This is a genomic window from Paenibacillus sp. FSL H8-0259 (assembly GCF_037963255.1).
GTDB lineage: Bacteria > Bacillota > Bacilli > Paenibacillales > Paenibacillaceae > Paenibacillus_AQ > Paenibacillus_AQ phytohabitans.
On sequence record NZ_CP150147.1, the window covers coordinates 3,561,309 to 3,585,667 of the forward strand.

Annotated in this window: 23 protein-coding genes; 17 read left to right on the plus strand and 6 right to left on the minus strand. The window is 51.3% G+C overall.

What is annotated here, in order from left to right:
- Positions 1-135 precede the first annotated feature (135 nt).
- The 6 genes from NSU01_RS15005 (at position 136) to NSU01_RS15030 (ending at position 5,603) form a co-directional block, all read left to right on the plus strand.
- A complete protein-coding gene (locus NSU01_RS15005; protein ID WP_042136684.1) occupies positions 136-588 on the plus strand; it encodes a MarR family transcriptional regulator in 453 nt (150 codons plus the stop codon).
- Positions 585-3,743, plus strand: coding sequence for an MMPL family transporter (locus tag NSU01_RS15010; RefSeq protein WP_076245504.1), 3,159 nt, complete (start codon positions 585-587; stop codon positions 3,741-3,743). Before NSU01_RS15005 ends, NSU01_RS15010 begins: the two co-directional genes overlap by 4 nt.
- Before the next feature lie 296 nt (positions 3,744-4,039).
- Positions 4,040-4,183, plus strand: a complete 144-nt coding sequence (locus NSU01_RS15015) for a sigma factor (RefSeq protein WP_339303315.1) — start codon at positions 4,040-4,042, stop codon at positions 4,181-4,183.
- Positions 4,184-4,219: 36 nt separating this feature from the next.
- On the plus strand, positions 4,220-4,348 hold the full coding sequence (locus NSU01_RS15020) for a hypothetical protein (RefSeq protein WP_339303317.1): 129 nt from the start codon (positions 4,220-4,222) through the stop codon (positions 4,346-4,348).
- Positions 4,345-4,473 carry a sigma factor-like helix-turn-helix DNA-binding protein gene (locus NSU01_RS15025; protein ID WP_144026122.1) on the plus strand — a complete coding sequence of 43 codons (129 nt, stop codon included), beginning with the start codon at positions 4,345-4,347 and terminating at the stop codon, positions 4,471-4,473. Before NSU01_RS15020 ends, NSU01_RS15025 begins: the two co-directional genes overlap by 4 nt.
- The gene (locus NSU01_RS15030; protein ID WP_076245507.1) at positions 4,470-5,603 is read left to right on the plus strand and encodes a DUF4179 domain-containing protein; all 1,134 of its coding nucleotides are present in this window, start codon (positions 4,470-4,472) and stop codon (positions 5,601-5,603) included. Before NSU01_RS15025 ends, NSU01_RS15030 begins: the two co-directional genes overlap by 4 nt.
- A gap of 84 nt (positions 5,604-5,687) precedes the next feature.
- Here NSU01_RS15030 and NSU01_RS15035 read toward each other — a convergent pair whose 3' ends face one another.
- Positions 5,688-6,359, minus strand: coding sequence for a tetratricopeptide repeat protein (locus NSU01_RS15035; protein WP_076245510.1), 672 nt, complete (start codon positions 6,357-6,359; stop codon positions 5,688-5,690).
- 248 nt (positions 6,360-6,607) lie between these two features.
- On the opposite strand from NSU01_RS15035, the gene NSU01_RS15040 reads away from it, so the two are divergent.
- The 3 genes from NSU01_RS15040 (at position 6,608) to NSU01_RS15050 (ending at position 8,738) form a co-directional block, all read left to right on the plus strand.
- Positions 6,608-7,609, plus strand: a complete 1,002-nt coding sequence (locus NSU01_RS15040) for an aldo/keto reductase (RefSeq protein ID WP_076245512.1) — start codon at positions 6,608-6,610, stop codon at positions 7,607-7,609.
- A 315-nt stretch (positions 7,610-7,924) separates the two neighbouring features.
- Positions 7,925-8,287 (plus strand): hypothetical protein, encoded by a 363-nt coding sequence (locus NSU01_RS15045; protein WP_042136692.1) that lies wholly within the window; start codon positions 7,925-7,927, stop codon positions 8,285-8,287.
- Positions 8,288-8,579: 292 nt separating this feature from the next.
- Positions 8,580-8,738: a hypothetical protein gene (locus tag NSU01_RS15050; protein ID WP_179093555.1), complete on the plus strand. Its 159-nt coding sequence runs from the start codon at positions 8,580-8,582 to the stop codon at positions 8,736-8,738.
- Between the two features lie 151 nt (positions 8,739-8,889).
- Here NSU01_RS15050 and NSU01_RS15055 read toward each other — a convergent pair whose 3' ends face one another.
- The 3 genes from NSU01_RS15055 to NSU01_RS15065 form a co-directional block, all read right to left on the minus strand.
- The gene (locus NSU01_RS15055; protein WP_042136694.1) at positions 8,890-9,792 is read right to left on the minus strand and encodes a manganese catalase family protein; all 903 of its coding nucleotides are present in this window, start codon (positions 9,790-9,792) and stop codon (positions 8,890-8,892) included.
- Positions 9,793-9,895: 103 nt separating this feature from the next.
- The gene (locus NSU01_RS15060) at positions 9,896-10,201 is read right to left on the minus strand and encodes an HNH endonuclease signature motif containing protein (protein ID WP_042136695.1); all 306 of its coding nucleotides are present in this window, start codon (positions 10,199-10,201) and stop codon (positions 9,896-9,898) included.
- 3 nt (positions 10,202-10,204) lie between these two features.
- Entirely contained in the window at positions 10,205-10,417 is a 213-nt protein-coding gene (locus NSU01_RS15065) for a hypothetical protein (protein ID WP_039298136.1), read from the minus strand.
- Positions 10,418-10,746: 329 nt separating this feature from the next.
- On the opposite strand from NSU01_RS15065, the gene NSU01_RS15070 reads away from it, so the two are divergent.
- The 6 genes from NSU01_RS15070 (at position 10,747) to NSU01_RS15095 (ending at position 18,854) form a co-directional block, all read left to right on the plus strand.
- Entirely contained in the window at positions 10,747-12,108 is a 1,362-nt protein-coding gene (locus NSU01_RS15070) for an extracellular solute-binding protein (protein WP_042136697.1), read from the plus strand.
- A gap of 121 nt (positions 12,109-12,229) precedes the next feature.
- Positions 12,230-13,183, plus strand: a complete 954-nt coding sequence (locus NSU01_RS15075; protein ID WP_039298140.1) for a sugar ABC transporter permease — start codon at positions 12,230-12,232, stop codon at positions 13,181-13,183.
- The gene (locus NSU01_RS15080; RefSeq protein ID WP_039298142.1) at positions 13,180-14,043 is read left to right on the plus strand and encodes a carbohydrate ABC transporter permease; all 864 of its coding nucleotides are present in this window, start codon (positions 13,180-13,182) and stop codon (positions 14,041-14,043) included. The genes NSU01_RS15075 and NSU01_RS15080 overlap by 4 nt, the downstream gene beginning before the upstream one ends.
- An 84-nt stretch (positions 14,044-14,127) precedes the next feature.
- On the plus strand, positions 14,128-15,855 hold the full coding sequence (locus NSU01_RS15085) for a sensor histidine kinase (RefSeq protein ID WP_039298143.1): 1,728 nt from the start codon (positions 14,128-14,130) through the stop codon (positions 15,853-15,855).
- A gap of 14 nt (positions 15,856-15,869) precedes the next feature.
- A complete protein-coding gene (locus tag NSU01_RS15090; protein WP_076245515.1) occupies positions 15,870-17,237 on the plus strand; it encodes an extracellular solute-binding protein in 1,368 nt (455 codons plus the stop codon).
- Positions 17,238-17,258: 21 nt separating this feature from the next.
- Positions 17,259-18,854: a response regulator gene (locus tag NSU01_RS15095; protein ID WP_076245518.1), complete on the plus strand. Its 1,596-nt coding sequence runs from the start codon at positions 17,259-17,261 to the stop codon at positions 18,852-18,854.
- Between the two features lie 717 nt (positions 18,855-19,571).
- Here NSU01_RS15095 and NSU01_RS15100 read toward each other — a convergent pair.
- Positions 19,572-20,336 carry an IS3 family transposase gene (locus tag NSU01_RS15100; RefSeq protein ID WP_339303493.1) on the minus strand — a complete coding sequence of 255 codons (765 nt, stop codon included), beginning with the start codon at positions 20,334-20,336 and terminating at the stop codon, positions 19,572-19,574.
- A 172-nt stretch (positions 20,337-20,508) separates the two neighbouring features.
- Positions 20,509-20,823, minus strand: a complete 315-nt coding sequence (locus NSU01_RS15105) for a helix-turn-helix domain-containing protein (RefSeq protein ID WP_052421685.1) — start codon at positions 20,821-20,823, stop codon at positions 20,509-20,511.
- 1,069 nt (positions 20,824-21,892) lie between these two features.
- On the opposite strand from NSU01_RS15105, the gene NSU01_RS15110 reads away from it, so the two are divergent.
- A complete protein-coding gene (locus NSU01_RS15110) occupies positions 21,893-23,098 on the plus strand; it encodes an MFS transporter (RefSeq protein ID WP_179093534.1) in 1,206 nt (401 codons plus the stop codon).
- Positions 23,099-23,219: 121 nt separating this feature from the next.
- Positions 23,220-24,287, plus strand: coding sequence for a fatty acid desaturase (locus NSU01_RS15115; protein ID WP_042136702.1), 1,068 nt, complete (start codon positions 23,220-23,222; stop codon positions 24,285-24,287).
- The last annotated feature ends 72 nt before the right edge of the window (positions 24,288-24,359 follow it).

Genomic DNA, 24,359 nt, shown 5'->3' on the forward strand with positions numbered 1-24,359 from the left:
CGGTGCAGGGTGGCTGTTTTTACGCTGGAATGTAAAATTCATGATCAGCGGTTGACTTTTTAAGAATAGGACAATACAGTTTTACTGTGAAACTGTTCTACACGTGAACTATTATTTCGTAAAGGAGGAACCCGCATGAAAAAGGATGCAGAGGAATGGATCAACCGTTACGTGGACGCTTATATGGTTGTGACCAGGCAGATTAATGCCAGACTCAGGGATATTTTTGGCGAAGGGCTGACGAATGACCAGTTCCTGATTCTCCGGCTGATTGCCGGACAGGAGAAGTGTACCTCCACCTATTTGGCTGAGGCAGTGGCGGTGGGCAAGAGCTCAATTACGGCTATTATCAACCGGCTGGACGAAGCGGGAATGATTGAGCGGACCCGTGATGAGAATGACCGCCGGCAGGTGTATCTGACGATGACGGAGCATGGCAAAAGTGTCTACAGCACTTCCGAGAAGCAGATGCAGGAGGTTATCTCCCCCTACTTGTTCCACTTCGAGGATCACGATATCGAGCGGTTCATTACGATGTTTGAGAAGCTGGCATTTCTGATGCAGGAACCAGGAGGTAGAAACAATTGAGAACCATTTTAAAAGCAAGATGGGCAATTATCGCTATATGGCTGGCGGTGGCAGTAGTGTTATTCCTGACCGCCCCGGCTATGTCCGATCTGGTACGGGAGAAGGGGCAGATCTCGGTCCCGGCAGGATACACTTCGTCAAAGGCCGCCGAGATCATGAAGGAAGTGGCAGAAGCCAAAGGCGGGGAAACGGTACATCAGGTTGCGCTTGTGTTCAACAAGCCGGAGGGCCTGCAGGCTGCGGACACCGAGAGTATTAAGCAAGGCGTTGAGAAGCTGGCCGCGAATAAGGATTCCCTGAATCTCAGTGCGATTACCGATCCTTTTACACAGCCTGAACTTAAGGATACCCTTATTGCCAAAGACGGCAATACGATCATGGTTGCTTTGTCGGTGCAGGGCGGAGAGGAAGAGGTTAAAGAGCTGCCGGCCAAGGCCGGGGCATTGCTGGGTGACGTCACTGCTGATCATTATATGACCAGTGAAGGGCTGATTACAGAAGATACGATTGCCAGCTCGGAAGCCGGGCTGAAGAAGTCGGAATACATTACAGTTGTCTTTATTCTGCTCATTCTGTTCGTTGTGTTCCGCTCATTCGTAGCGCCGTTTGTGCCGCTGCTTACCGTGGGGCTGAGTTATATTGTGTCACAGTCGGTTGTGGCTTTTCTGGTGGACCGGTTTGATTTTCCCCTGTCCACGTTCACACAGATATTCATGGTCGCAGTTATGTTCGGGATCGGGACGGATTACTGCATCCTGCTGATCAGCCGGTTCAAGGAAGAGCTTGCCCATTCCGAGGATACACAAAGTGCTATTATCTCAACTTACCGTAAAGCGGGCGGTACCGTATTCTATTCAGGGCTGGCGGTGTTCGTCGGATTCCTGGCGATCGGCCTGTCCAAATTCATGCTGTACCGTTCAGCGGTCGCGGTGGCTGTCGGGATTGCCGTGATGCTGCTGGCGCTCGTGACGATTGTACCGTTCTTCATGGCGGTGCTGGGCCAAAAGCTGTTCTGGCCGTCACGCGGCAAGCTGGAGCACAGTGAGAGCCGGATTTGGGGGGCGGCAGGCTCCTTCTCCCTGAAGAGACCCTGGGCTGCGCTGCTGATTGTGGCAGTCATCGTTGTGCCGTTCCTGCTTACATACAGCGGGAAGCTGAGCTTCAACAGCATGGATGAAATCGGCTCGGATTACGCGTCGGTCAAAGGCTTCAACATTATCTCGGAGAGCTTCGGTCCGGGTGAGTCGATGCCGGGCAAGATTGTCATTAAGAATGATGACCGGATGGATACGGCTGAATATATGGGCCTGGCCGAGAAAATCAGCCGTGAGCTGGAAAAGGTGGACGGAGTCAAGGCAGTGCGCAGCATGTCCCGTCCGACCGGGGAGCAAATTAATGACTTCCTGATCCCTACCCAGGTCGCTACGCTCGCCGACGGGCTGGATCAGAGCAATGAAGGCTTAACCAAAATTCAGAGCGGGCTTGCAGAAGCAAGCGAGCAGCTGAAAGAGAATGGGCCGAAACTTACAGAGGCCGCATCCGGGAGCGCCAAGCTGACGGAAGGTACAGCTGAGCTCAAGGAAGGCATCGTTGCGCTGGGTGACGGCCTGTCGCGTATTGAGAACGGCATCCGCAGCGGATCAGCCGGAGCCGGAGAGATTAAGGCCGGCCTCTCGCAGGCGGCGGCAAGCGCGAAACAGCTGGCAGCGGCCAATACCGCGCTGCTCGAAGGCTACAAGAAGATCGGCAGCGGCCTGACGGCGCTGGATGGAGGGCTTGCCGGCCTGCAGACACAGCTTCAGGGTGTTGCAGATGCTCTGACAGGTCTGGAAGGCTCCTTCGCAGGACTTGAGTCCGCGCATCCGGAGCTGCTGCAGGATATCAATTACCAGACGATCAAAGGTACAGTGACGCAGAGCGGCGCTGGAGCTGCAGGGCTGGCCGGAGGGCTGGGCCAGATTTCAGCCCAGCTCAAAGGTGCGGCAGCGGGCCTGAGCGAAGCCAATGCCGGTTATGCCAAAGCGGCAGCAGGCCAATCCGCGCTGGCGAAGGGGCTGGATCAGCTGGTGGCCGGTATCGGCCAGCTGCAATCCGGCCTGAATCAGGCGGCAGACGGACAGGGACAGATTGTCGGCAAGCTTCCGTCCATCACCAGCGGGCTGGATCAGCTGCAGGGCGGACAGCAGCAGCTCGCGGACGGTTTCGGTGAGCTTACAGGCCAGCTCGGCCAGCTGACAGATGGTCTTACCCAAAGTGCGGATGGCCTGGGACAAATCACAGGCGGCCTGAGTTCCGCGCAGGATTATCTTAAGCAGATTCAGGATGCCAAGGATGACGAGCTGAGCGGGTTCTTCGTACCGGCAGAAGCGCTTGAAGCTGACGGCATTCAGCAGGTATTTGACACCTATCTGTCCGGAGACCGCAAGGTCATGACGCTGGATGTTGTATTCGCTGAGAATCCATACAGTGCTGAAGCCATTGACAGTGTGGGGGATATCCAGGCGGCGGTGGACCGCGCCGTGGCCGGTACGAAGCTGGAAAATGCGGAGACAGCCATGAGCGGCGTGACCAGCACCTACAGCGATTTGCAGAAAATCTCTAATGAGGATTACACGCGGACGGTGATTCTGATGCTGGGCGGTATTTTCATCATATTGGTGCTGCTGCTCCGGTCAATCCTTATGCCGCTGTATCTGATTATCTCCCTGCTGATTACCTACTTTACAGCACTGGGCGTAACGGAGGCGATCTTCGTCCATCTGCTGAACTATTCCGGGATCACCTGGACGACTCCGTTCTTCAGCTTCGTCATGCTGATTGCCCTCGGGGTAGATTATAGTATCTTCCTGATGGCCCGGTTCAATGAGAATAAAACATGGGATGTGCGTGAAGCCATTCTGCATGCCATGCGGAATATGGGAACGGTAATTCTGTCAGCCGTTGTTATCCTGGGCGGAACCTTCGCCTCGATGTATCCTTCAGGGGTGCTGTCGATGATGCAGATTGCCACCGTGGTGCTCTCGGGTCTGGCCCTGTACGCATTGCTGTTCCTTCCGTTCTTCGTGCCGGTAATGGTGCGGCTGTTCGGGCGGGCCAACTGGTGGCCGTTCAGTACGGCAGCTGCAGAGGAAAAGCCGAAAACCCTGAATCTCTAAGGTTCAGTATTATCTGATAGGATACAATAAAGAGCAGGCTTCCAGTTTAATGGAGCCTGTTCTTTGCTGTTTACATAAGAAAAGAAAATAATGTTCGTACTGAGGTAACCTTATGCGCCTGTGCTTCATCTAAACAGATATAAACAAACTAACAAGCGGGAAGCAGCAGCATCCCGAAGGAAGGGAGGAGATCTACCCTGGATACCGTACAAGAGGATCTGGTCCGGCGTGCACAGGCAGGCGACAGTGAGGTCTTCATCCAACTGGTGAAGAGTCTGGATAGGCGGATGTACAGTATGGCGAAGTCCATGGTCAGGAATGACGAGGATTGTGCGGACGCCATGCAGGAGACTGTGCTGAAGGCATTTAGAGCAATCTCCGGATTGAAAGAGGCGGCCTATTTCAACACTTGGCTGTTTCGTATTCTGATTAATGAATGAAACATGATCCTGCGCAGACGGGACAAGGTGGTAGTTATGTCCGATCCGCCGGAGAGCATAGAGTCCTCTTCTTCATCCGCCGAAGATATAGATCTGCGTCAGGCGATCAGCGGGCTGGAAGAGGTATCGCGGACGATTGTTAAGCCGCATTATTATAGGGATTGAGGCTACAGGAGATTGCAGAGCTGCTTGAGCTTTCAGAGAGCGCAGTCAAAACCAGACTGCACAGGTCCAGAAAAACCTTATATCAAGCTCTCGCGCAACCCGTAGAAAGGAAGGTGAACGAATGAGTCAGCAGCCATTGGAGAGCAGGCTGGAAGGCCTCAAGGAAGAGCGTCTTCCTGAACTGCCGGAAGTTGTGCACACACGTATGGAGAAAACTTACCGGATGATCGTTGAACGGGATGAGGCAAGCTTGGAGGAGACTCCAGACAAGGACATCTCCAAACACAGGAGCAAACGTAGCTGTCTGTCCCGGGTGATAATCAGTGCAGCGTCAGTGGCTGCGGGGCTTGGGATCATCATTAGCCTGGGGTTCATCTCTCCGGCAATGGCAGAGACCCTGAAGCAGCTGCCCTTCATGGAAAGTGTGTTTAATCTTGTAGGAGATGCCGGGCTTCAAAAAGCAAATAAAGCAGGTCTAACCACAAATATTCAGCAGAGCGTTACTCAGGACGGGACGACGATCACTGTTTCGGAACAAATGTATGACGGAAGCCGCTTGTCATTGGTGCTTACCCGTGCTCAGGCAGACGGTGGTGACAAGGGGAAATGGTTAGATTTGACCCGTATGGGTGAGGAAGCGGGAGGAATCAATAATATTGAGTTTCGGATAAACGGAAAATCGGTGAATACGGGAAACGCCATGGCTTCGGGAGGGACGGGTGCACCTGACTCTGTCATCGTTACAGCACTGAGTGGAGTTAATCTGCAACTCCCTGAGCAATTTGATCTCACCATGTTGGTCTCTATTAATGGAATTGATCAGCCATTCCGCTTTGAGTTTCCGGTGAGCAAGAATACTTTGGGCGATCTTGTGCTTGTTCCCGGAGAGGTCAAGGTACATGACCATATTCATTTGCGGGTCACGCGGCTGGAACTAAGCCAAACATCGACCCGGCTGCTAACTGAAGTTACGGGAGACCCCGGAGCGGATATCAAGGCTATAGAGGAAGCCATTCCAGATAAATACAAGCAACAGGGGAGTTTCATTTTTTGGTTCGAGCTGTGGAATGGGCAAGGGCAAGAGGCCGTTATGGTAGATGGCAGCAGTAGCGGTAACGGGCATACGATATCACAGAGCAGTGTCTTTGAACCTTTTGAGAAGAGGCCGGAGAGTATCATAATCAAACCTTACGTCTGGAAAGACGGGCATAAGCTATATATTCCTGAACTTGAAATAACGGTTCCTGTAAAATAACCCAAACAACCTCCGGGGCACGTTAACGTGCAGCGGCCGGAGGTTGTTTGCGGTAAAGGTCCTGTATCATTAATAATATGCCGCTCAGCGCAGCTTGGCGAAATAACTGCGCAGCGCCCAGCCGCGTTCCTGTCGTTTCTTGTATTTGGGTAATGAACGGTAAATGGCAAGCGATTCGGCAAAAGCACGCTTGGCATCTTCCTCGCGCCCCAACGCTTTGTACATGGAACCCGCCAGATAATAAGCTTCGCTGGAGGAGGTCTGAATCTCCTGGAATTGGCTCACATAGTAGAGGGCCTTGTCGTGGTCCGTATGCCGGAAGGTTTCGGCGAGCCGAAGGTAGGGCTGCCCGTATTGCGCCCTGCGGTTGATCTCCAGTCCCTTGAGCATCTGGGACTCTCCTTCGGGAAGCTGGCCAAGCTTGAGGTTGGCGTACCCCAGCTCCACCCAATACTCAGCCGATGTTTCGTAACGGTCAACAATTGCTGTCAGAAGCTCCTTGGACTCGCTGTAGCGTTTGCGCTCTGTCAGCAGCCGGGCAAGGTCGAATTTGGCGGTTACATCATTCGGGTTCTGTGCAATGGTCAAGCGCAGTTTGGAAATCTGGCGGCTGCGGCGGAAAGGCTTGGAGAAGCTGGGCAGAATGCCCACATAACGGCGGTCTACGAAATATAGAACGACGAGCAGAATGATCAGAGCCAGAAATGGATTGCCGAGCAGACGGTACAGCAGCAGGAAACCTAGAATTTTAATCATGGATAATGAATTCCCTCCGTTATAATTGTGTTTATGTAAGCTTCCTGCAAGAATTAGAGCAGTATGGCAGGGTAATTATACCATATCCTCCTTTTTTAAGGCCATGGCCTTATTATGCAGTGTTTAATGGCACTACAATTGACAGCCTGTAGGGTAAGACTTAAGCTTTGTGTACAGTTATATTGTCTCATAGCTATATAAGCTCTTACATATTGTATTCAATTAATTCTCTGAGAGAAGGATGAAATATGGAGACACTCGCAAGCAAGGTCAATTTACGCCCGCTGGGACAGTCAGATTTATCCGTATCGCCGCTTGGACTCGGCTGCTGGCAGTTCAGCCGGGGAAGCGGCATTGTAGGCCGCTACTGGAGCAATCTTACCGATACGCATATTCTGGAGATCGTGAAGATCAGCCTGGAAGGCGGTATGAACTGGGTTGATACAGCAGAAATCTATGGAGGGGGCAAATCGGAAGAGGCGCTGGCTCATGTGCTGGATCAGCTCCGGAAGGAGGGCAGTCTGCATGCCGCACCGCTGATCGCTACCAAGTGGTGGCCGCTGCTGCGGACAGCCGGCTCCATTACCGCAACGATTGACCAGCGTATCGCCTGTCTGGGAGGAAGAGGAATTGATCTGTATCAGATACACCAGCCGTTCTCCTTATCCTCCATTGCCAGCGAGATGAAGGCCATGGCAGGACTTGTGCGGGCAGGCAAAATCCGTTATGTAGGCGTAAGCAACTATTCGGCCAAGCAGATGGTTGAGGCACACCGGCTGTTGAAAACCTACGGGCTTCCGCTTGTTTCCAATCAGGTCAAATACAATCTGCTGCACCGCAATATCGATCAGAACGGGACTCTGGCCGCTGCCAAGGAGCTGGGGATTTCCATTATCGCCTACTCTCCATTGCAGCAGGGCATCCTGACCGGACGCTTCCATAAGGATCCGTCGCAGATTGCTGCAGTCTCCCGGATCCGGCGGATGCAATCGGGTCTGGACGATGCCAGTCTGACCCGCAGTAAGCCGTTGATTGATTCTCTGGGTAAGCTGGCAGAGAAATATGAGGTGACACCGGGCCAGGTTGCCCTTAACTGGCTGATTCACTATCATGGCGACACCGTAGTTGCCATCCCGGGAGCATCCAAAGCCCGCCATGCCCGGGAGAATATCGGAGCCATGGCCTTCCGGCTAAACCCGGAGGAGCTGGAACTGCTGGATGAAGCGTCCTGGGCAGCAGTGAAGAAATAATGCGGAATTAGGGGCGTTTTAGCTGCATTTCGTACAATAAAATCAACTGATTATCGAATGACTGGGGGGTTAACTGTATTTCATACAGCTAAAACCCCTTCTTTCGTTAAATATGGACTTTCGGCCATTTTTAATTGTACAGAATACAGCTAATCCGGCACATTCCGTTTTTTGCTACCTTTTAATTGTATGAAATACAATTATCCGCCGTTTGGGACTTCTGAGAGTTCACATACATAATCAGGCAGGTGCGGGTGCTGGCTTTTTCTGCGTAGGACATGTTGAGGGCTAATCAGACCGAGGGAGTGAACTGGAATGAATGAGAAATGCTGGGTAGTCGTACAATATCCCTTGAAAAGCATTAAAGGGAGCCAGCGCGATGAATGGTTGAGGGATAAAGTAACGGAATATCTGAATAAATACTTGGCTGATGCTGAACTCGGCTATGTGGATGGTTATGAGTTGGGCAAAACGGTGTCAGACCCGCATCAATTTGCGCTTAACATCTTTTGTGTCGTTACAAATGAACAACGGGGTATGGCTCTGATCAAAAAGGTATTAAGAGAGCATAGGCTTGATTATACCCGGATAAAAATGGCCACGATGCCCTTTGAGGGCGGAGGAACCTATACGCTGAAATATGCCTCTAAGAAAGGCGTGACTGATTTTTCGTTATAATGCTTTCATCCTACCATTCAGGGCTTGTGTATCAACGTAACGTGATGGAATAAGATTGGTTCATGAGGTGAAGATCATTACAGGTTGTTCGCTGCTCTCCTCCATTAATGATGTTAATGCAAAGATAAGCCTCAGCGGCGGACCCGGACTTTATTTTTCAAGTCTGGGTCCGCTATTTCCATTTTTCTGAGATAAAACTGTTTAGGAATTGAAAGAGCAGGTTATATAAGGGATAAGATATTTCGCACTCACGCAAACTAAGGTGAAGATTACAGAAGGAGGTTGAACTTCAATGAGTATGAGCGTACATAATCTTATGGCTTTTAATCATCAGTTTTTTAGACCTCAGCCCGTTCTCAATCCTAAGCCGCAGAGATCAGAAGACAAAGTCCAGAGCTTCCAGGAAGTTCTCAATGAGAAGCTCAGTGCCTATGGCGATAGGAAGAAATGAATCTTTACTAGGAACCACCAGATGCAGAATATATCGCAGCAAACTATAGAACCAGCAGAAGCAGGTGCCTTCCATCATAGGAAGGCACCTGCTTTTTTTGCAATATTTATCTGTTAACTCTTCTTGCTTGTGTTGGTTAAACCTTCAATTTCTATTCTCTTATATTGGCGGCTGACTGCAGACGTGCTGCAATAGCCAGAAATTCCTCTTCGGAGAATCCCGGTGCGAATTCTTCCGGTACTTCAGGTGCATCGGGAACCGGAAATCCCTTAGGCGAGCCTTCGATGACTTCAAGCGGCTGGCCATCCTCCGGATGCGGTCCCTTCCAGATCTGCTTAATCGCCGTGAAATCACCTTCACTGTTCGTGTACAGCTTCGTGTGCAGTCCGCGTGATTCGTATTTGCGTGTCTCGTTGAAGGCTTTGTTGCTGAGGGAAGGGATGGGGACGAGTTTGCTTACATCAACTCCCGTAGCCATCTCCAGCGCTTTGGCATAAGCCACGACATGGACTCCGCCGCGGACGAGCAGATAGCCTACTACTTCACGTGCTGCCGGATGATCCGTTAATTCGTACACCTTCATTTTGTGCGCACGGGCTCCGCATTCCAGGAAGAAGTTGTGCAGCAGATCGAGAATCAGGTTCCCGCTGTTGAACACATATTCCCCGCTCCAGGGACGGCCCATCGAGTCAAAAGGCATAGACGACTGCGCACCGCTGAGCGCAAAATAAGTGTTTCGCGCATCTTTGAAAGGTTCAAGCGGAGTCTGATCCGGGTCCTTGTACGATGTCGATCCGAACAGGCATTTATTGACCGCATGTGACACCAGCTCTACATGCCCCAGCTCTTCGGCAGTGATGCTCGTAACGAGGTCATAGAAGGGCTTGAGCTTTTTTTTGCCGCGGAAATTGAAGGACTGGAACAGATAGTTGTTCAGCGTCGACATCTCGCCGAATTTACCGCCCATCAGCTCTTGAACTGCAGCCGCGGCATTCGGGTCTGGACGCTCTACTTCGGGAATCTCAATGGCAATTTCGTCAAAGCGCTTGAACATAAATGCACCTGCCTAACTATAGATTATGGTTAGCCTGTCGGCCATTCTCCGCTCTATAGTGTCTCTATAACAGGCAATCTATTCATGCCTAATGCGAGGCGGCCTAACGCCCGCCCCGCACATGCTTGGATTTGCGGAGCCTGGGCTCGGAACCGGGCGGCTGCCTGGTAATCCATTTGAGATAAGCGGCAATCTGTGAATCACGCCTCAGGTTGTCCAGCGTGGTCAGGTTAAGAACAACCAGATCGCTGTTGGTATACAGGGCATGAATCTGCCGGTGGCAAGCCTTGCAGAGAAGTGTGGTAGGCAGCAGCGCTCCGCCTTTCTCCCGGGGAGTCAGATGATGGACGGTGGTTGCGAGAGGGGAACGGCCGCATAGCTCACACTTGCCCAAGGCTTGTTCTTTCATGGGCTACGGCCGGACTTCGAAGAATTCGCAGCGGCTGCGCGAATAATAGGTTAAATCGCTGACCCGGGACTGGATAACAACATCCGAGTCAGTGAAACGGACCACCGTCGCACCTGAATTCACCAGATGGTCATCCTGGAATACACGGACGGGCAGCTTGCGGTCAATCGCTTCCTGCAGATCGCTGTCGGTCAGCAAAGGACGGTTGATGGGCATGGGGTAATTCTCCTTTATATCGGGATAACTGCTGTACAGCAAATACAATTAGTATAACTGGGTCCAGGCTTCAAATCCACTTCGGCAGCTTTAGTCACCGGATCTCCACCGCGAACAGCAGATGAGATGAAGAAATCTGGGGGCGGGCAGCGGCCGGAAGTCCAAAGGTTCACCGCAGTGACGATGAAGCTTCAAGTTCAAACTTAAGTGCGTCTTATATGAATCATAAATATTTCCACCATAAACCGGGAGTTTGCCTCCTCAAAAAAAACATCTGCCTACTGTACACTAAATCTTGTAAGAGAAACCTTTGAGAGGGGTACAGAGGAATGAAAAAAGTGAAAAACCTGGCGCTGACGCTGGTTTCCATCATGCTCATGAGTTCGCTCGCGGCATGCGGAGGAAACAACAACGGCGGCAACAAGGCTGCAGAAGGAAATACAGGCGGCAACGCAGCAAGCACTAATGCACCGGCAACTGAAGGGGCTAATACAGAGCCAGCAGAGAAGGTAGAGCTGTCCTTCTGGACACTGGGTAACGTGAACTATGAAGAGCTGGCTACTGAATACACTAAGGAACATCCGAATGTAACCATCAAGGTACAGAACACCGGTGACCAGACGGCCCACCACAACAACCTGACCACAGCGTTGTCGGCCGGTTCGGGCGCACCTGATATTTTCCAGCTTGAAATCGGTTTCATGGAACGCTTCCTGGGCGCACAGGACAAATTCTACAACCTGAACGATCTGGGTGCCAAAGACATCCAAGCCAACTATCTGGACTGGAAATGGAAACAGGCTTCTTCTATTGACGGCAGCTTCCAGCTTGGACTTCCGACAGATATCGGACCAACTGTAGTCTATTACCGTACCGATCTGGCTGAAGCAGCCGGCCTGCCAAGCGATCCTGAAGGATTCAGCGCAGCGATCGATACCTGGGATAAATTCGCTACTGTAGCCAAAGCCTTCAAAGATAAAACCGGCAAGTACTTCTCCGATCTGACGGATCTTACGTACAACGCGCTGCGTGACCAGTCGGCTGACGAAATCTACTTCAGCAAAGCGGACGGAACTTTCATCGGCGACACCAATCCGCAAGTGAAGAAAGCCTATGATTTTACAGTAAAAGGCATTCAAGAAGGCTGGATCAGCAATGTTATGCTCTGGTCGCCTGAATGGGGCCAAGGCATGAACGACGGTTCGTTCGCAGTGGTAATGGGCCCGGCATGGATGGCTGGTAACATCAAGAGCAACGCACCTGATTCCTCCGGCAAGTGGAAAATTGCCCAGCTTCCTGAAGGAGCCGGCAACTGGGGCGGTTCATTCATCACCCTTCCTAAGGAAGGCAAGCATTCGAAAGAGGCATATGATTTCATCCAATGGCTTGTTAACAAAGACAACCAGCTGGAATCCTTCAAGACCAAAGGTCTGATGCCTTCTATCCCTGCACTGTATGAAGATCCTGCATTCGTAGACTTCAAGGATGAGTTCTTCGGCGGTCAGCAGACAGCTGTTGAATTCGGTAAAGCGGCTAACCGCGTTAAACCGGTATACTACGGACCGCTGCATGACCAGACGGATACCTTCTTCAAGAATGCGCTCAAGAACGTACTTGAGAAGAAAGCTGATCCGGCAAAAGAGTGGGAAGATGCTGTAAAGCAGTCGAAAACTCTGGCAGAGCGCGGCTAAATTCCTGGTGACGCTAATCTTAGTCTATTGAGGAAGACGATTCCTCAAATGTCCGGATTCACGGAGAGCTTCATCCTCTGTGAGTCCGGATTTATATTTACGAATTCACTGGAGGTGTGACATGGCTGAGCCCGTATTAGCGAGTCCGCATGCCGAGAGCAAACGTCCTTTTTTGACCGAACAAAGACGGAGCCGCTTCACTGCGTATACATTTATTTCACCGTTCTTTATTCTGTTCTCGATATTCGGACTGTATCCGATCTTCTTCACATTCTATTTATCGTTCTTCAAGTGGGATGCACTGGGTCCCATGAAATACGTGGGCTTCAAAAACTACGATCTGATCACCAGCGATCCGACCTTCTGGATCTCATTCAGCAACACGCTGATCATGGGCCTGATGGGTACTGTGCCGCAGGTGTTCCTGGCGCTGCTTCTGGCTGTGCTGCTCCACTCGGGCATGACCCGGTTCAAAAAGACTTTCCGCATTCTCTATTTCATGCCGAATATCACTTCCATCGTTGCCGTTACGCTCGTATTCAGCACCTTGTTCGGTAACAACGGAATGATCAACTGGCTGCTTAACGGAATCGGTGTAGAGAGCATGGCGTTCAACTCCGGCTGGTGGGGAGTCAAAATCGCCATTTCAACGATGGTGATGTGGCGCTGGACGGGCTATAACGCGATTCTGTTCCTCTCCGGACTGCAGAGTATTCCGATGGATCTGTATGAATCTGCCCGGATCGACGGGGCTAACCGCAGACAGCAGCTGTTCTCCATCACCTTGCCGCTGCTTAAGCCGTTTATTATTTTCGTAACCCTGCAATCGACAATTGGTGCCCTGCAGCTCTTCACAGAGCCGTATGTCTTCCTCGGCCAATCCGGAACCGGATCTACCCGGCAGGAAGGTATCACAATGGTTACCTATTTGTATAGCGAAGCATTCCGCAACGGATTCTTCGGTACTGCGGCGGCTACAGCAGTTCTGCTGTTCCTCGTTACGATACTGTTCTCTGTCCTGAATATGCTGATTTCCAGAAGCGGCAGCAGAGAGACTGGAGGGAAAAAAGCGTGAGCACACTTCGTATGTTCAGAAAAAAACCGGATGATCTCGGCTTTTTCGGCAAGCTGGGCTTCTATTGTCTGCTGATCCTCGGGGCACTGGTCTCTATCTTCCCGTTCTATTGGATGTTCGTCGTCGGTACGAATGACAAGGGAGCCGTGTTCCATGTACCGCCGCTATTGACGGTTGGAGACCAGTTCTTCGACAACTTCAAGCGTGTGCTGGAAAAATCGGACTTCTTCCAGGCGCTCGGCAACTCGCTGTTCGTATCGTCCATGGTGACGATCTCGGTCGTGTTCTTCTGTACACTGGCCGGTTATGCGTTCGCCAAATATGAATTCCCGGGTAAAAATATGCTGTTTGTATTCGTAATCGCTACACTGATTGTTCCGCAGCAGCTCGGGGTATTGCCGACCTATGTTATTATGGCTAAGCTGCACTGGATTGACAGCTTCAAGGCGCTGATTGTGCCGGCGATGGTTAATGCCTTTGGGATTTTCTGGATGCGCCAGTACATATCCGCTGCGGTTCCAACCGAGCTGATTGAAGCCGGACGGATCGACGGAGGCGGGCACTTCAGAATTTTCTGGAAGATTGCGGTGCCGGTAATTACACCTGCAATGGCTACACTGGGTATTCTCAACTTCATGACCGTATGGAATGATTTCTTCTGGCCGCTGGTGGTGCTGAAGAACAAGGAGCATTATACAATACAGATTGCTCTGCAGCAGCTGTTCACTACCCGTGACGGTCTGGATTATGGAATGATTATGTCCGCAACCTTCACGGCAACCTTGCCGCTGCTGGTCGTATTCCTGCTGTTCAGCCGCTGGGTTATTGCCGGTCTGACCTCAGGCGCTATCAAGAGCTGATGAACTGTTATTGGCTGTAACAGGAAATATAGAATGCTGTGAAGAATAATAATGGACAGAGTCAGCAGGAGGAAGGGACCATACATGAAGCTCCGCCGCAAGATCTTGTTCGCTATTATTCTTCTCGTATTCATTCCCGTGATCGTTATGGGGATTGTTACGTATGTCAATTTCTCCAATGCCATGGAGAAGAAATCAAGCAATTTCTACTGGATTTCATTGCTGGAGACGGACCGCAAGCTCAAGTTCGCGCTCAGCGAGATTTCATCGATTACCAATTCTGCGATCACGCAGCCGGCGATTCAGCAATCGCTCAAGCAGCAGAACTTTGTGCTTACCTATGACCGCAAGCAGGAGATTAACAATCTGCTGATCAATCATCCGATGGTCACATCCTTCAGTCTGTACGGTAAAGACCGGCTGCTGTATCAATATAATGCGCCGATGTCTTTTGCCGATATGCACAAACAGGTCTGGTTCGGAGCGATGGAGAGCGCTGAAGGGCGTCCCGTCTGGTCCGGTCCCGGAGAGAACGGCTCGGCAAGCGCGGGCAAACCGGTGCTGGTACAGGCCAGAGTCATTAAAGATTATTATTCACTGGAGGATATCGGCTATCTGGTTGTGTATGTCAAGCCGGATTTGCTCGATCAGATCTTCTGGGAAGCGGCGACCCTGAAAAAAGGGGATATTCTGCTGGTGAACAAGCAGGGCAATATCGTCTTCAACAAGTCCGGAGAGTATATTGGACAAAGGACGGATTTTCCTTTTTTGCAGGAGAATTATACCCAGGAGCAGGACTATTACATTGACAATTATCAAGGAGAGCGGTCTCTGATCACTTTCCTGCCTTCACATAATACAGACTGGTATCTGGCCGCGATTACCCCGATGAATCTGATTTCATCGGAATCGGTGTCCATCCGCAATATCGCCATTATTCTTGGGATGGTATCGCTGCTGTCTGCTTTTCTGTTCGACCATTATTTCATCCGCAGGCTCGTCCGCAGCATTAACAGTGCGGTGAACGGGATGAAGCGGGTCAAGCAGGGGATATTCATGCCGATCACGGTGCCGCTCCGTGCCAATGATGAGAGCGATTCGCTGATCGACGGCTTCAACCGGATGAGCTCGCAGATCAATGAGCTGATCGAGCAGGTACAGACCGAGCAGGGGCGCAAGAAGGAAGCGGAGATGCAGGCGCTGATGGCGCAGATTAACCCGCATTTCATCTATAATTCACTGGAATCCATTAACTCGATGGCGGTGCTGGCCGGCAACAGGGATATCAGCAAAATGGTCATCTCGCTCGGCAGGCTGCTGCGCATCAGCATCAGCCAGAATCAGGAGCTGATTCCGCTGCAAATGGAGTTCGAGCATGTCCGCCACTATCTTGATATTCAGAAGTTCCGTTTCGAAGAGAAATTCTCGTATGAGCTGGACCTGCCCGATTCCCTGAAGATGGTGATGACCCAGAAGCTGATTGTCCAGCCAATCGTAGAAAACGCTTTATATCATGCCATTGAGCAGATGGAGGAGCATGGCACCATTACGGTCAAAGCCCAGGAGAACGGCAAGGATATCATTATAATCGTCAAGGATAACGGGCCGGGCTTTGACCTTGCCGTGCTGATGAGCCAGTGGAACAAGGAACGTGCCAATCTGAGAAAATACAGCGACAGCGGGGTGGGGCTGAAGAATGTACATGAACGCCTGAACATCCGGTTCGGCAATCCTTATGGCATTCTGGTCTGCTCATCCCCCGGCTTCGGATCAGCGGTTTGTATCCGCATTCCGAAGATTCAGCCATCATGAGAAGGAGAAACGGAATGAAGGACCAACGGAACGTTGCGAGATGGTTGACCAACTGGGGGTGGATTCTGCTCTACATCGTGCTCATGTCCGGTGCGGTCTGGTTCATTATGCAGGAGGACCGGGAGCCGATTGAAGATAACTCTCCCGAGAAAATCACCTTAACCTTCCGGCACTTCTGGAACAAAGAGCATGACCGGCCGCTGCTGGCCATCTTCGAGGAGGTTGTGCGGAGCTACCAGGAGAGCCATCCGAACGTGAAGGTGAACTTCGAAGGACTGGACCAGAACATTCACCGGGAACAGAAGCTTAAAAGCGAGATGGTGACGGGTACGCCGCCGGATATGTTCGTTTTGTTCGGCGGGGCGGAGATTGAGCCCTATGTCCGCTCGAACCGGCTGATGGATCTGACCGAGTTCACGGACCAGAACGGACTAAGCAATCAGTTTAAGGACCTGCATCTGTGGACCTTTAACAAACATATTTATGGCCTGCCCATCGAAGGCAATGCAGAGCCGCTCTATTACAACAAAACTATTTTTCATAAGCTTGGACTGGAAATTCCGGAAACAGTGGCGGAACTGGACGAGACGATTGTGAAGCTGAAGCAGGCGGGCTATATCCCGTTCGCCCTGGGGAATGAGGACCGCTGGCCTGCCGGGATCTTCGCCCATTACTTAATGGACCGCTATGCCGGGCCGGAGCTGATTCAGGAGCTGGTGACAGGCGAGAGTGAAGCCGGATTTCAGAACAGCGGCTATATGAAGGCCTTCCAGCATCTGAACCGGTGGATCGGCGAGGGCGCTTTTAGCAGCGAATCCAACGATACGTCAACCGAGAATGCAGTGCGTCTGTTCACTGACGGGAAGGCGGCGATGTATCTTAACGGAAACTGGGACATCAACCTTTTCTCAGGCCAGACAGCCCCGGCGGAATTCCAGAATCAGGTGGGTGTGATTCCGTTTCCGGCAATGGTCAAAGGGGCGGAGCCGTCGATTGCCGGCGGCTACACCATGGGGATCGGGCTGTCATCGAGCCTCACCGGTGCGAAACGGGAAGCTGCGCTGGAGCTGATGAAAGGCTTTTATACCAAGGAAATCCAGACGCGTATTGTGTATGAAGGCCTAAGAATACCTTCAATGCGGATTGCCTTCGATCCGCATAAGACCGGACCGGTATTCGCCCAGGTGATGGAGCTGATGGAAGAGAGCCACCAGAGCTTCGTACCCTACGATAATCTGTTGTCTCCTGAAGTGAAGAAGACATTCTTAAGTGTGATTGAAGAGATGATCGGTGGAGGAATGCAGGCCGGTCAGGCTCTGCAGGAGCTGCAAGACGCGTCCAAGCAATACTGGAATCTAATCCGGAGCTCGGACGTTCAATAAAGCCTGGGGGGGTGCAATAAAATGAGTGAGCATCAGGAGAAATATAAAGTATTGCTCGTGGATGATGAGCCGATTATTCTGCGCAGCCTGAAGGTTGCGATTCCTTGGGAAGAGCTGGGTTTGACTATTGCTGGTGAAGCGAAGAACGGGGAGGCCGCTCTGCAGCTGATTCAGGAGACCTCACCGCAGATCATCATCAGTGATATCCGCATGCCGGTCATAGACGGGATTGCGCTGATGAAAGAGGTGCTGCCGCGCAGCTCCAAGCTGATCTTCATCTTCATCAGCGGCTACGGTGAGTTCGAGTATGCCAGGGAAGCCTTAAGGCTTGGCGCGTTTGATTACCTGCTGAAGCCGATTGATCATGAGGAGCTGGCGGTGATGCTCACCCGGGCCAGAGAACGGCTCGACCGCCAGAAGGAGAATGAGCAGCTGATGCTCTCCGTCCAGACCTTGTCGCTGCTTGCCCGCGAGCGGATGCTGGCCGAGTTCACGCTCGGCAATCCGCGCCCGCTGCAGCATCTGAAGTGGCTGGAGAACAGTGAGCTTGAGGAAGAATATTTCATGGCCGTTGTCCGTCTGGACGACTATGCCGGCCTCACGGCCAAGTGGAGTGCAGAAGAGAAGCATCTCTGGCTGTTCGCGGTCCGCAATATCCTGGAGGAATGGTCGCTGGAGAACGGGGCGCTGTCGATCTTCCCGTTCTATAACGGGGAGTGGATCCTGCTCTTCCCTGCCGCCATCAGCACCGGCAAAAGAGCGCTAGGTGAACAGCTGATCAACGGTATCAAGCGTTACTCTAAGCTGAACTGCTCTGTGGGCATCAGCCGCACCACCCGGGGGATAGATCAGTTAAGCACGGTGTATCCCTTGGCCGCACAAGCCTTGTATCAGCGATTCTATTCCGGGCAGGCGGGCGTGTTCATCGAAGAGGAGACTGCGGCAGCCGGCAGCCGTGAGGTGAAATATCCCAAGGAGCTGGAGCTCTCGCTGATTGAGAGCATCCGCACACTGAACCTGGAGCGTATGCTTGCCCTCTTTGATGAGATGTCTGTCTTCATAGAATCCCAGGCCCTGCCGCAGCAGCTGGCGGAACGCCTGATTATTGAGATGAGTGTGGTGCTGTACCGGCAGTTCGAGCATCTGAACACGCATAATGAATGGTCGGTAGAGGGTCTCTTAAGTAAGCTTCACGGCTTGGGAACACTGTCGGATATGATTGAAGCGCTCAAGACGGAATTCCGCGAATGGCTGCAGCAGAGTCACAGTACGGCAGCCCGCGAAGACGGGCGCAGCATCATTGAGAAAGTCAAACGGTACATTGAATCCAATTACCACAAGGATCTCAGCATCGAGGAAGTGTCCGAGGTGGCCGATCTCAGCATCAGCCATTTCTGCACCCTGTTCAAACAAATCTCGGGCTATACCTTCCTGGAATTCGTCACCCACTGCCGGATGGAGAACGCCAAGTACATTCTGCAGAACAGTACGGTGAAGGTCTATCAGGTGGCTCCAATGGTCGGTTATCAGGACCCGCGGTATTTCACGCAAGTGTTCAAGAAGGCTACGGGCAAGACGCCGACGGAGTATCGTGAGGAGCATGTGAAGCAGGCATGATGCAGCGGGGCGGCTCTAACTGTAAAGAGTAGATAAGGAAAGATAGGAAGTTGGAACGTAGGAACGTAGGAACATAGGAACGTAGGAACATAGGAACATAGGAACATAAGAATATAAGCATAAGGACGAGCACGAGCACATTGAGCACCTTCGGGTGCTTTTTTTTATGGGTATATAACTGAAGATAATTGCAGTATCCCCTCTGGTTTCACCGGACGCGATCCAAGGGAGTGCCAATGTATGCGAAAAACCGAATACAATGTGCTACTGCGAAGGTAACCGGGCCAATGTATGCGAAAAACCGAATACAATGTGCCTCTGCGAGGGTAATCAAGCCAAATGTATGCGAAAAACCGAATACAATGTGCCTCCGCGAGGGTGTTAGGGCCAAATGTATGCGAAAAACCGAACACAATGTGTTTCCGCGAAGGTTATCGGGCCAAATGTATGCGAAAAACCGAATACAATGCGCCTCAGCGAAGGTTATCGGGCCAAATGTATGCGAAAAACCGAATACAATGTGCTTCCACGAAGGTAGACGAGCCAAATGTATGCGAAAAACCGAATACAATGTGCCTCCGCGAGGGTAATCCGGCCAAATGTATGCGAAAAACCGAATACAATGTGCTTCCGCGAAGGTAGACGAGCCAAATGCGGTGCGACCCCCTTATCCCGGAGTCCTCCGTATAAAATCAGTACTTGTTGTAGATATGCTCTTTATTTCGCTTTTTCTCTCGGCCAGAAGAAGCGGGAGCGGTCTTCTAGGGTCAGCACCCACTCTGCAAAGGTAGCTGGCGGCAGGTTACGAAGGCTCGTATGCATTCTGCGATTGTTGTAAAAGTCCATGTACCGGTCCACCGCTTCATAGGCCTCTTCGAACGTTTCGAATGCCTCTTTGCGGAACAAATCCCGATCGATATTACTGTGGAATGATTCAATAAAAGCATTTAAATCCGGCGTTCGAGGCGGAATACGTTCATGGGTCATTTCCCAGCTTTCACACATGTCGCCAAACAGGTGGCTGATGAACTGTGGGCCGTTGTCGGTGCGGATCACAGGGCGAGCGCTGTCAGGGGCGCAGTGATGCTCCATGGCGCGCGCCAGCGTCTGGCAGGCGTGCTTGGCCTCACACGACGATCCCCGGTGGTAGCCGACGATGACACGGGTAAACACATCGATAATGCTCAGGACAAAGAAATGCCGGTCACGTCCCTCCACATACCCGTATTTAATGTCCATCTGCCAGAGCTGGCTCGCTCCTGTAATGACTCGGTTCTCCGGCAGCTTCCGGGGATGCTTAAAGCGCTTCTGACGCTGGGGCTGCAGGATATCCAGCTCCTGACACAGCCGGTAGCTTTTCTTGTGATTGAGCTTCAATCGGTGCTGGTTCCACAAGCACTTGGCCAGGAGTTTGTACCCGTACACGTGCTCTTCTCCAGCGATTAATTCCAGCAGCCATTCCTGGATCTCCTCGTCACTAATCTTTTCCCCAGACTCGTTAAAGGAGTAGCCTGGCTGGGGTCTTCCACGCCCCCTTGATCGGCCTTTGGGGACAGTGACCTGCGTTTCTTACGGTCGTAGTACGTGGACTCTGCTAGCCCCATGAGACGCAGTACCAAAGCTGCGGTATTCCCCTGCTTAATGAACATGTCGGCTACCTCGATTTTTTCGGATAAGCAGGGGTTGGCTTTTTTAGCAGTTCACGCAGAATCTCAATCTCTAACTCCTTTTCGCCGAGTATCTTGACGGCCTTCTCGTATTTCTGCTCCACTTCCAGGAGGCGCTTTAGTTCCTCCACCTGCTCCTGGGGATACGGATGATCTTGTTCCCCATGGGCCCCTCGGTAATCTCTCACCCACTGATTCACCGTCGCTGGGGTCACCCCATATTTTCGGGCAACCACCGCTGCCTTAATGCCAGACAACACCTCTTGCGCTGCCTTCTCTCTTGTTCCCGTTAAGTGTCCCATTGTGTTCATCCTCCTCCTGTATTCAGTCTACATTTTTATGGGGGAGGACTCCAACTTCATTAGGGGGCTGTGGAGAATGTATGCGAAAAATCGAATACAATGAGCTTCCGCTAGGATAATCAGGCCGAATGTATGCGAAAAACCGAACACAATGTGTTTCCGCGAAGGTTATCGGGCCAAATGTATGCGAAAAACCGAATACAATGCGCCTCAGCGAAGGTTATCGGGCCAAATGTATGCGAAAAACCGAATACAATGTGCTTCCACGAAGGTAGACGAGCCAAATGTATGCGAAAAACCGAATACAATGTGCCTCCGCGAGGGTAATCAGGTCAAATGTATACGAAAAACCGAATACAATGTGCTATCGCGAAGGTAATCCGGCCAAATGTATGCGAAAAACCGAACACAATGTGCCTCCGCGAGGGTGTTAGGTCAAATGTATACGAAAAACCGAATACAATGTGCTATCGCGAAGGTAATCCGGCCAAATGTATGCGAAAAACCGAACACAATGTGCCTCCGCGAGGGTGTTAGGGCCAAATGTATGCGAAAAACCGAACACAATGTGCCTCCGCGAGGGTGTTAGGGCCAAATGTATGCGAAAAACCGAACACAATGAGCTTCCCCGAGGATAATCAGGCCGAATGTATGCGAAAAACCGAATACAATGTGCCTCCGCGAGGGTGTTAGGGCCAAATACATGCGAAAAATCGAACACAATGTGCCTCCACGGAAAAATGAGGAGGATAAGGGGAGTTTGTTTGCTGGAGGCAGCCCAATAGTAATCTAAATGAAGTAATGTGCGGTGGTCTTCTTAATATCTTATAAGCTGAACAAGCCGCACAAGCTCTACAAGCTCCAGGATCTTTCACTTGATCGGAGCTTTTTTATGGAACAGTGTCCGTCTGTGACGTTATAGGATTCGAGCTACATTCACAGTTTTGAATTAGATCAATGAAATAATAATCTATTTTATAACTAGACAAAATAACTTAATATCTATATATTAATAAACAGATTAGATATATATCTATTTAGTCTATATTAATGTATGGGGGATAGGATCGTGTTAAGGAACAAATATGTAAGAACGATTATTATGTCAAGGGTATTGCTGCAGCTCGGAGTATGGGTGAGGAACTTTGCGATTCTGCTGTATGTGACGGATATTACGCATAATGATCCCTTCTATGTCTCGCTCATTTCGGTGGCCGAATATGCTCCGATCTTTCTGTTTGCCATTATAGGCGGTACCTTCGCGGACAGGTGGCTGCCCAAACGGACGATGATGATCAGTGATGCGTTATCGGCATGTTCCGTCTTTGTAGTGCTGGTAGTTGTCATATCCGGATCGTGGAGAGCACTGCTGCTGGCCACCCTGGTATCAGCTATATTGTCACAGTTCTCGCAGCCTTCTGCGATGAAGCTGTTCAAACAGCATGTGCCTGAAAATCAGCTGCAGAGTGTGATGGCCATGTTCCAGTCGCTGTCTGCTTTCTTTATGGTAATTGGTCCGGTAATCGGCGCTTTCATCTATAATCATTACGGGATTGAGGTATCGCTGGCTGTAATGGGCGGTATGTTCATTGGCTCTGCGCTCATACTGGGCCTGCTGCCCAAAGACGCGCCGCAGCAGGCCGGAAAGACACGGAACGGGATCATGGCTGAAATGAAATCCGGACTGGATTATGTGCGTTCGAGCCGGGTGCTGAGGAATCTGGGCGCGGCTTTTGCGTTTGCGGGGCTTGCCGCAGGGCTGATTCAGCCGCTGGGGGTATTCGTAATCATTGAGAATCTGGGCAGGGACAGAGGGTTCCTGCAATGGATCATGATGGCGAACGGGGCATCGATGCTGCTCGGCGGAATGCTTATTATGAGCAAAGGCAAAGCCGTGAAACCACAGACAATGCTGGCCTTCGGCCTCCTGGTCAGTGCGGCTGGAACGGTCGGCGTGGGGTGGTCGCATCATACAGCATTGACGATCACACTGCAGACGCTGACCGGATTCTTTTACCCGTGTATCCATATCGGCATCAACACACTGATTCTGCGGAATACCGAGGCCGGCTTTATGGGCAGGGTTGGCGGTATTATGGGGCCGATGTTCATGGGCTTTATGGTGATCGGAATGTCTGCGGCAGGTTATTTGAAGGAAGCCTTCTCGCTGTTCACGGTATTCACCGGAAGCGGCATACTGTTCCTGATCGCGATGCTGATTCTGCTGCCGATGGTCAGGGCGAAGGAGTCCGGACGGCAATCTCTTCAGGGGTGACTATGACATATGTCATACACCGGGGTTGATGTTTGTGACTTACAGGGGTGACACTTTCTTCTCTATAATGTAGAGAGATAAGTATCCTTGAATGGATGCATCCGAGGAGGAAACGATCCCGATGACTACAAACCAGACATCCCAGCTCTCCAGCTTGAAGAAAAGCGTAGCCCCTTACGAAAAAACAGACCGTAAAGCGAGCATCTACCAGCTCATTAATACACTTGGACCACTAGTGCTCCTATGGACTGCTGCTTATTTCAGCTTATCCGTTTCCTACTGGCTGACGCTGCTGTTCGCCATTCCGGCTGCAGGTTTTGTCATCCGCACCTTTATTATTTGTCATGACTGCTGTCACGGCTCATTCTTCAAGAACCGCAAAGCGAACGATATTTTCGGAACAATAACCGGTGTGCTCACTCTGGTCCCTTACCGCCAGTGGAAGCACAGCCATTCGATACATCATGCGGGAAGCAGCAACCTCGACAAAAGAGGCACCGGCGACATCTGGATTATGACCGTGGATGAATATGCAGCCGCGAAACCGCTACAGCGACTATACTACCGGATCTATCGTAACCCTCTGGTTTTGTTTGTACTCGGACCCATTGCCGTCTTCGTGATCCAGTACCGTTTCAACGCCAAAGGTGCCAGACGCAAGGAACGCATGAATACGTATTTGACGAATGTCTCGATAGTGGCTCTGTACGGTACGATGATTATGCTTGTCGGTTGGCAGGCATTCCTGCTGGTGCAGCTGCCGGTTGTGTTCGTCTCCGGTTTTCTCGGCATTTGGCTGTTCTATGTGCAGCATCAGTTTGAAGATACCTACTTCGCGCATGATGAGGAATGGAGCTATGTCAACGCCGCAGTAGAAGGAAGCTCCTACTATAAGCTGCCGAAGCTGCTGCAGTGGATTACCGGCAATATCGGTTTTCATCATGTGCATCATTTAAGTCCGAAGGTGCCTAACTATAACCTGGAATTGGCCCATAATGCCACCCCGCCGCTGCAAAAAGCGACAACCATTACACTCAGCACCAGTCTGCAGGCCTTGAAATACCGTCTGTGGGATGAGGAGCACAAAACGTTCGTCAGCTTCAAGGAAATGAAGCAGCGGCTGCAGCAGAAGAAGCCTGCGGCAGCCGAGGTATTGAAGGTAATCAAACCGGGATTCCAGAGTAAATAGTAGCCGCCACAGAAGAGGAAGGCAGGACCGGGAGCGCAGTTGCCGGGCCTGTTCTTTCTTTTTGTCCGAAAC

What these genes read in the sequence shown, in the direction of transcription:
- NSU01_RS15005 (WP_042136684.1), top strand. Translation starts at nt 136, where the DNA reads ATGAAAAAGGATGCAGAGGAATGGATCAACCGTTACGTGGACGCTTAT.
- NSU01_RS15015 (WP_339303315.1), top strand. Translation starts at nt 4,040, where the DNA reads ATGGCGAAGTCCATGGTCAGGAATGACGAGGATTGTGCGGACGCCATG.
- NSU01_RS15020 (WP_339303317.1), top strand. Translation starts at nt 4,220, where the DNA reads ATGTCCGATCCGCCGGAGAGCATAGAGTCCTCTTCTTCATCCGCCGAA.
- NSU01_RS15030 (WP_076245507.1), top strand. Translation starts at nt 4,470, where the DNA reads ATGAGTCAGCAGCCATTGGAGAGCAGGCTGGAAGGCCTCAAGGAAGAG.
- NSU01_RS15035 (WP_076245510.1), bottom strand. Translation starts at nt 6,359, where the DNA reads ATGATTAAAATTCTAGGTTTCCTGCTGCTGTACCGTCTGCTCGGCAAT.
- NSU01_RS15040 (WP_076245512.1), top strand. Translation starts at nt 6,608, where the DNA reads ATGGAGACACTCGCAAGCAAGGTCAATTTACGCCCGCTGGGACAGTCA.
- NSU01_RS15045 (WP_042136692.1), top strand. Translation starts at nt 7,925, where the DNA reads ATGAATGAGAAATGCTGGGTAGTCGTACAATATCCCTTGAAAAGCATT.
- NSU01_RS15050 (WP_179093555.1), top strand. Translation starts at nt 8,580, where the DNA reads ATGAGTATGAGCGTACATAATCTTATGGCTTTTAATCATCAGTTTTTT.
- NSU01_RS15055 (WP_042136694.1), bottom strand. Translation starts at nt 9,792, where the DNA reads ATGTTCAAGCGCTTTGACGAAATTGCCATTGAGATTCCCGAAGTAGAG.
- NSU01_RS15060 (WP_042136695.1), bottom strand. Translation starts at nt 10,201, where the DNA reads ATGAAAGAACAAGCCTTGGGCAAGTGTGAGCTATGCGGCCGTTCCCCT.
- NSU01_RS15065 (WP_039298136.1), bottom strand. Translation starts at nt 10,417, where the DNA reads ATGCCCATCAACCGTCCTTTGCTGACCGACAGCGATCTGCAGGAAGCG.
- NSU01_RS15070 (WP_042136697.1), top strand. Translation starts at nt 10,747, where the DNA reads ATGAAAAAAGTGAAAAACCTGGCGCTGACGCTGGTTTCCATCATGCTC.
- NSU01_RS15075 (WP_039298140.1), top strand. Translation starts at nt 12,230, where the DNA reads ATGGCTGAGCCCGTATTAGCGAGTCCGCATGCCGAGAGCAAACGTCCT.
- NSU01_RS15085 (WP_039298143.1), top strand. Translation starts at nt 14,128, where the DNA reads ATGAAGCTCCGCCGCAAGATCTTGTTCGCTATTATTCTTCTCGTATTC.
- NSU01_RS15090 (WP_076245515.1), top strand. Translation starts at nt 15,870, where the DNA reads ATGAAGGACCAACGGAACGTTGCGAGATGGTTGACCAACTGGGGGTGG.
- NSU01_RS15095 (WP_076245518.1), top strand. Translation starts at nt 17,259, where the DNA reads ATGAGTGAGCATCAGGAGAAATATAAAGTATTGCTCGTGGATGATGAG.
- NSU01_RS15105 (WP_052421685.1), bottom strand. Translation starts at nt 20,823, where the DNA reads ATGGGACACTTAACGGGAACAAGAGAGAAGGCAGCGCAAGAGGTGTTG.
- NSU01_RS15115 (WP_042136702.1), top strand. Translation starts at nt 23,220, where the DNA reads ATGACTACAAACCAGACATCCCAGCTCTCCAGCTTGAAGAAAAGCGTA.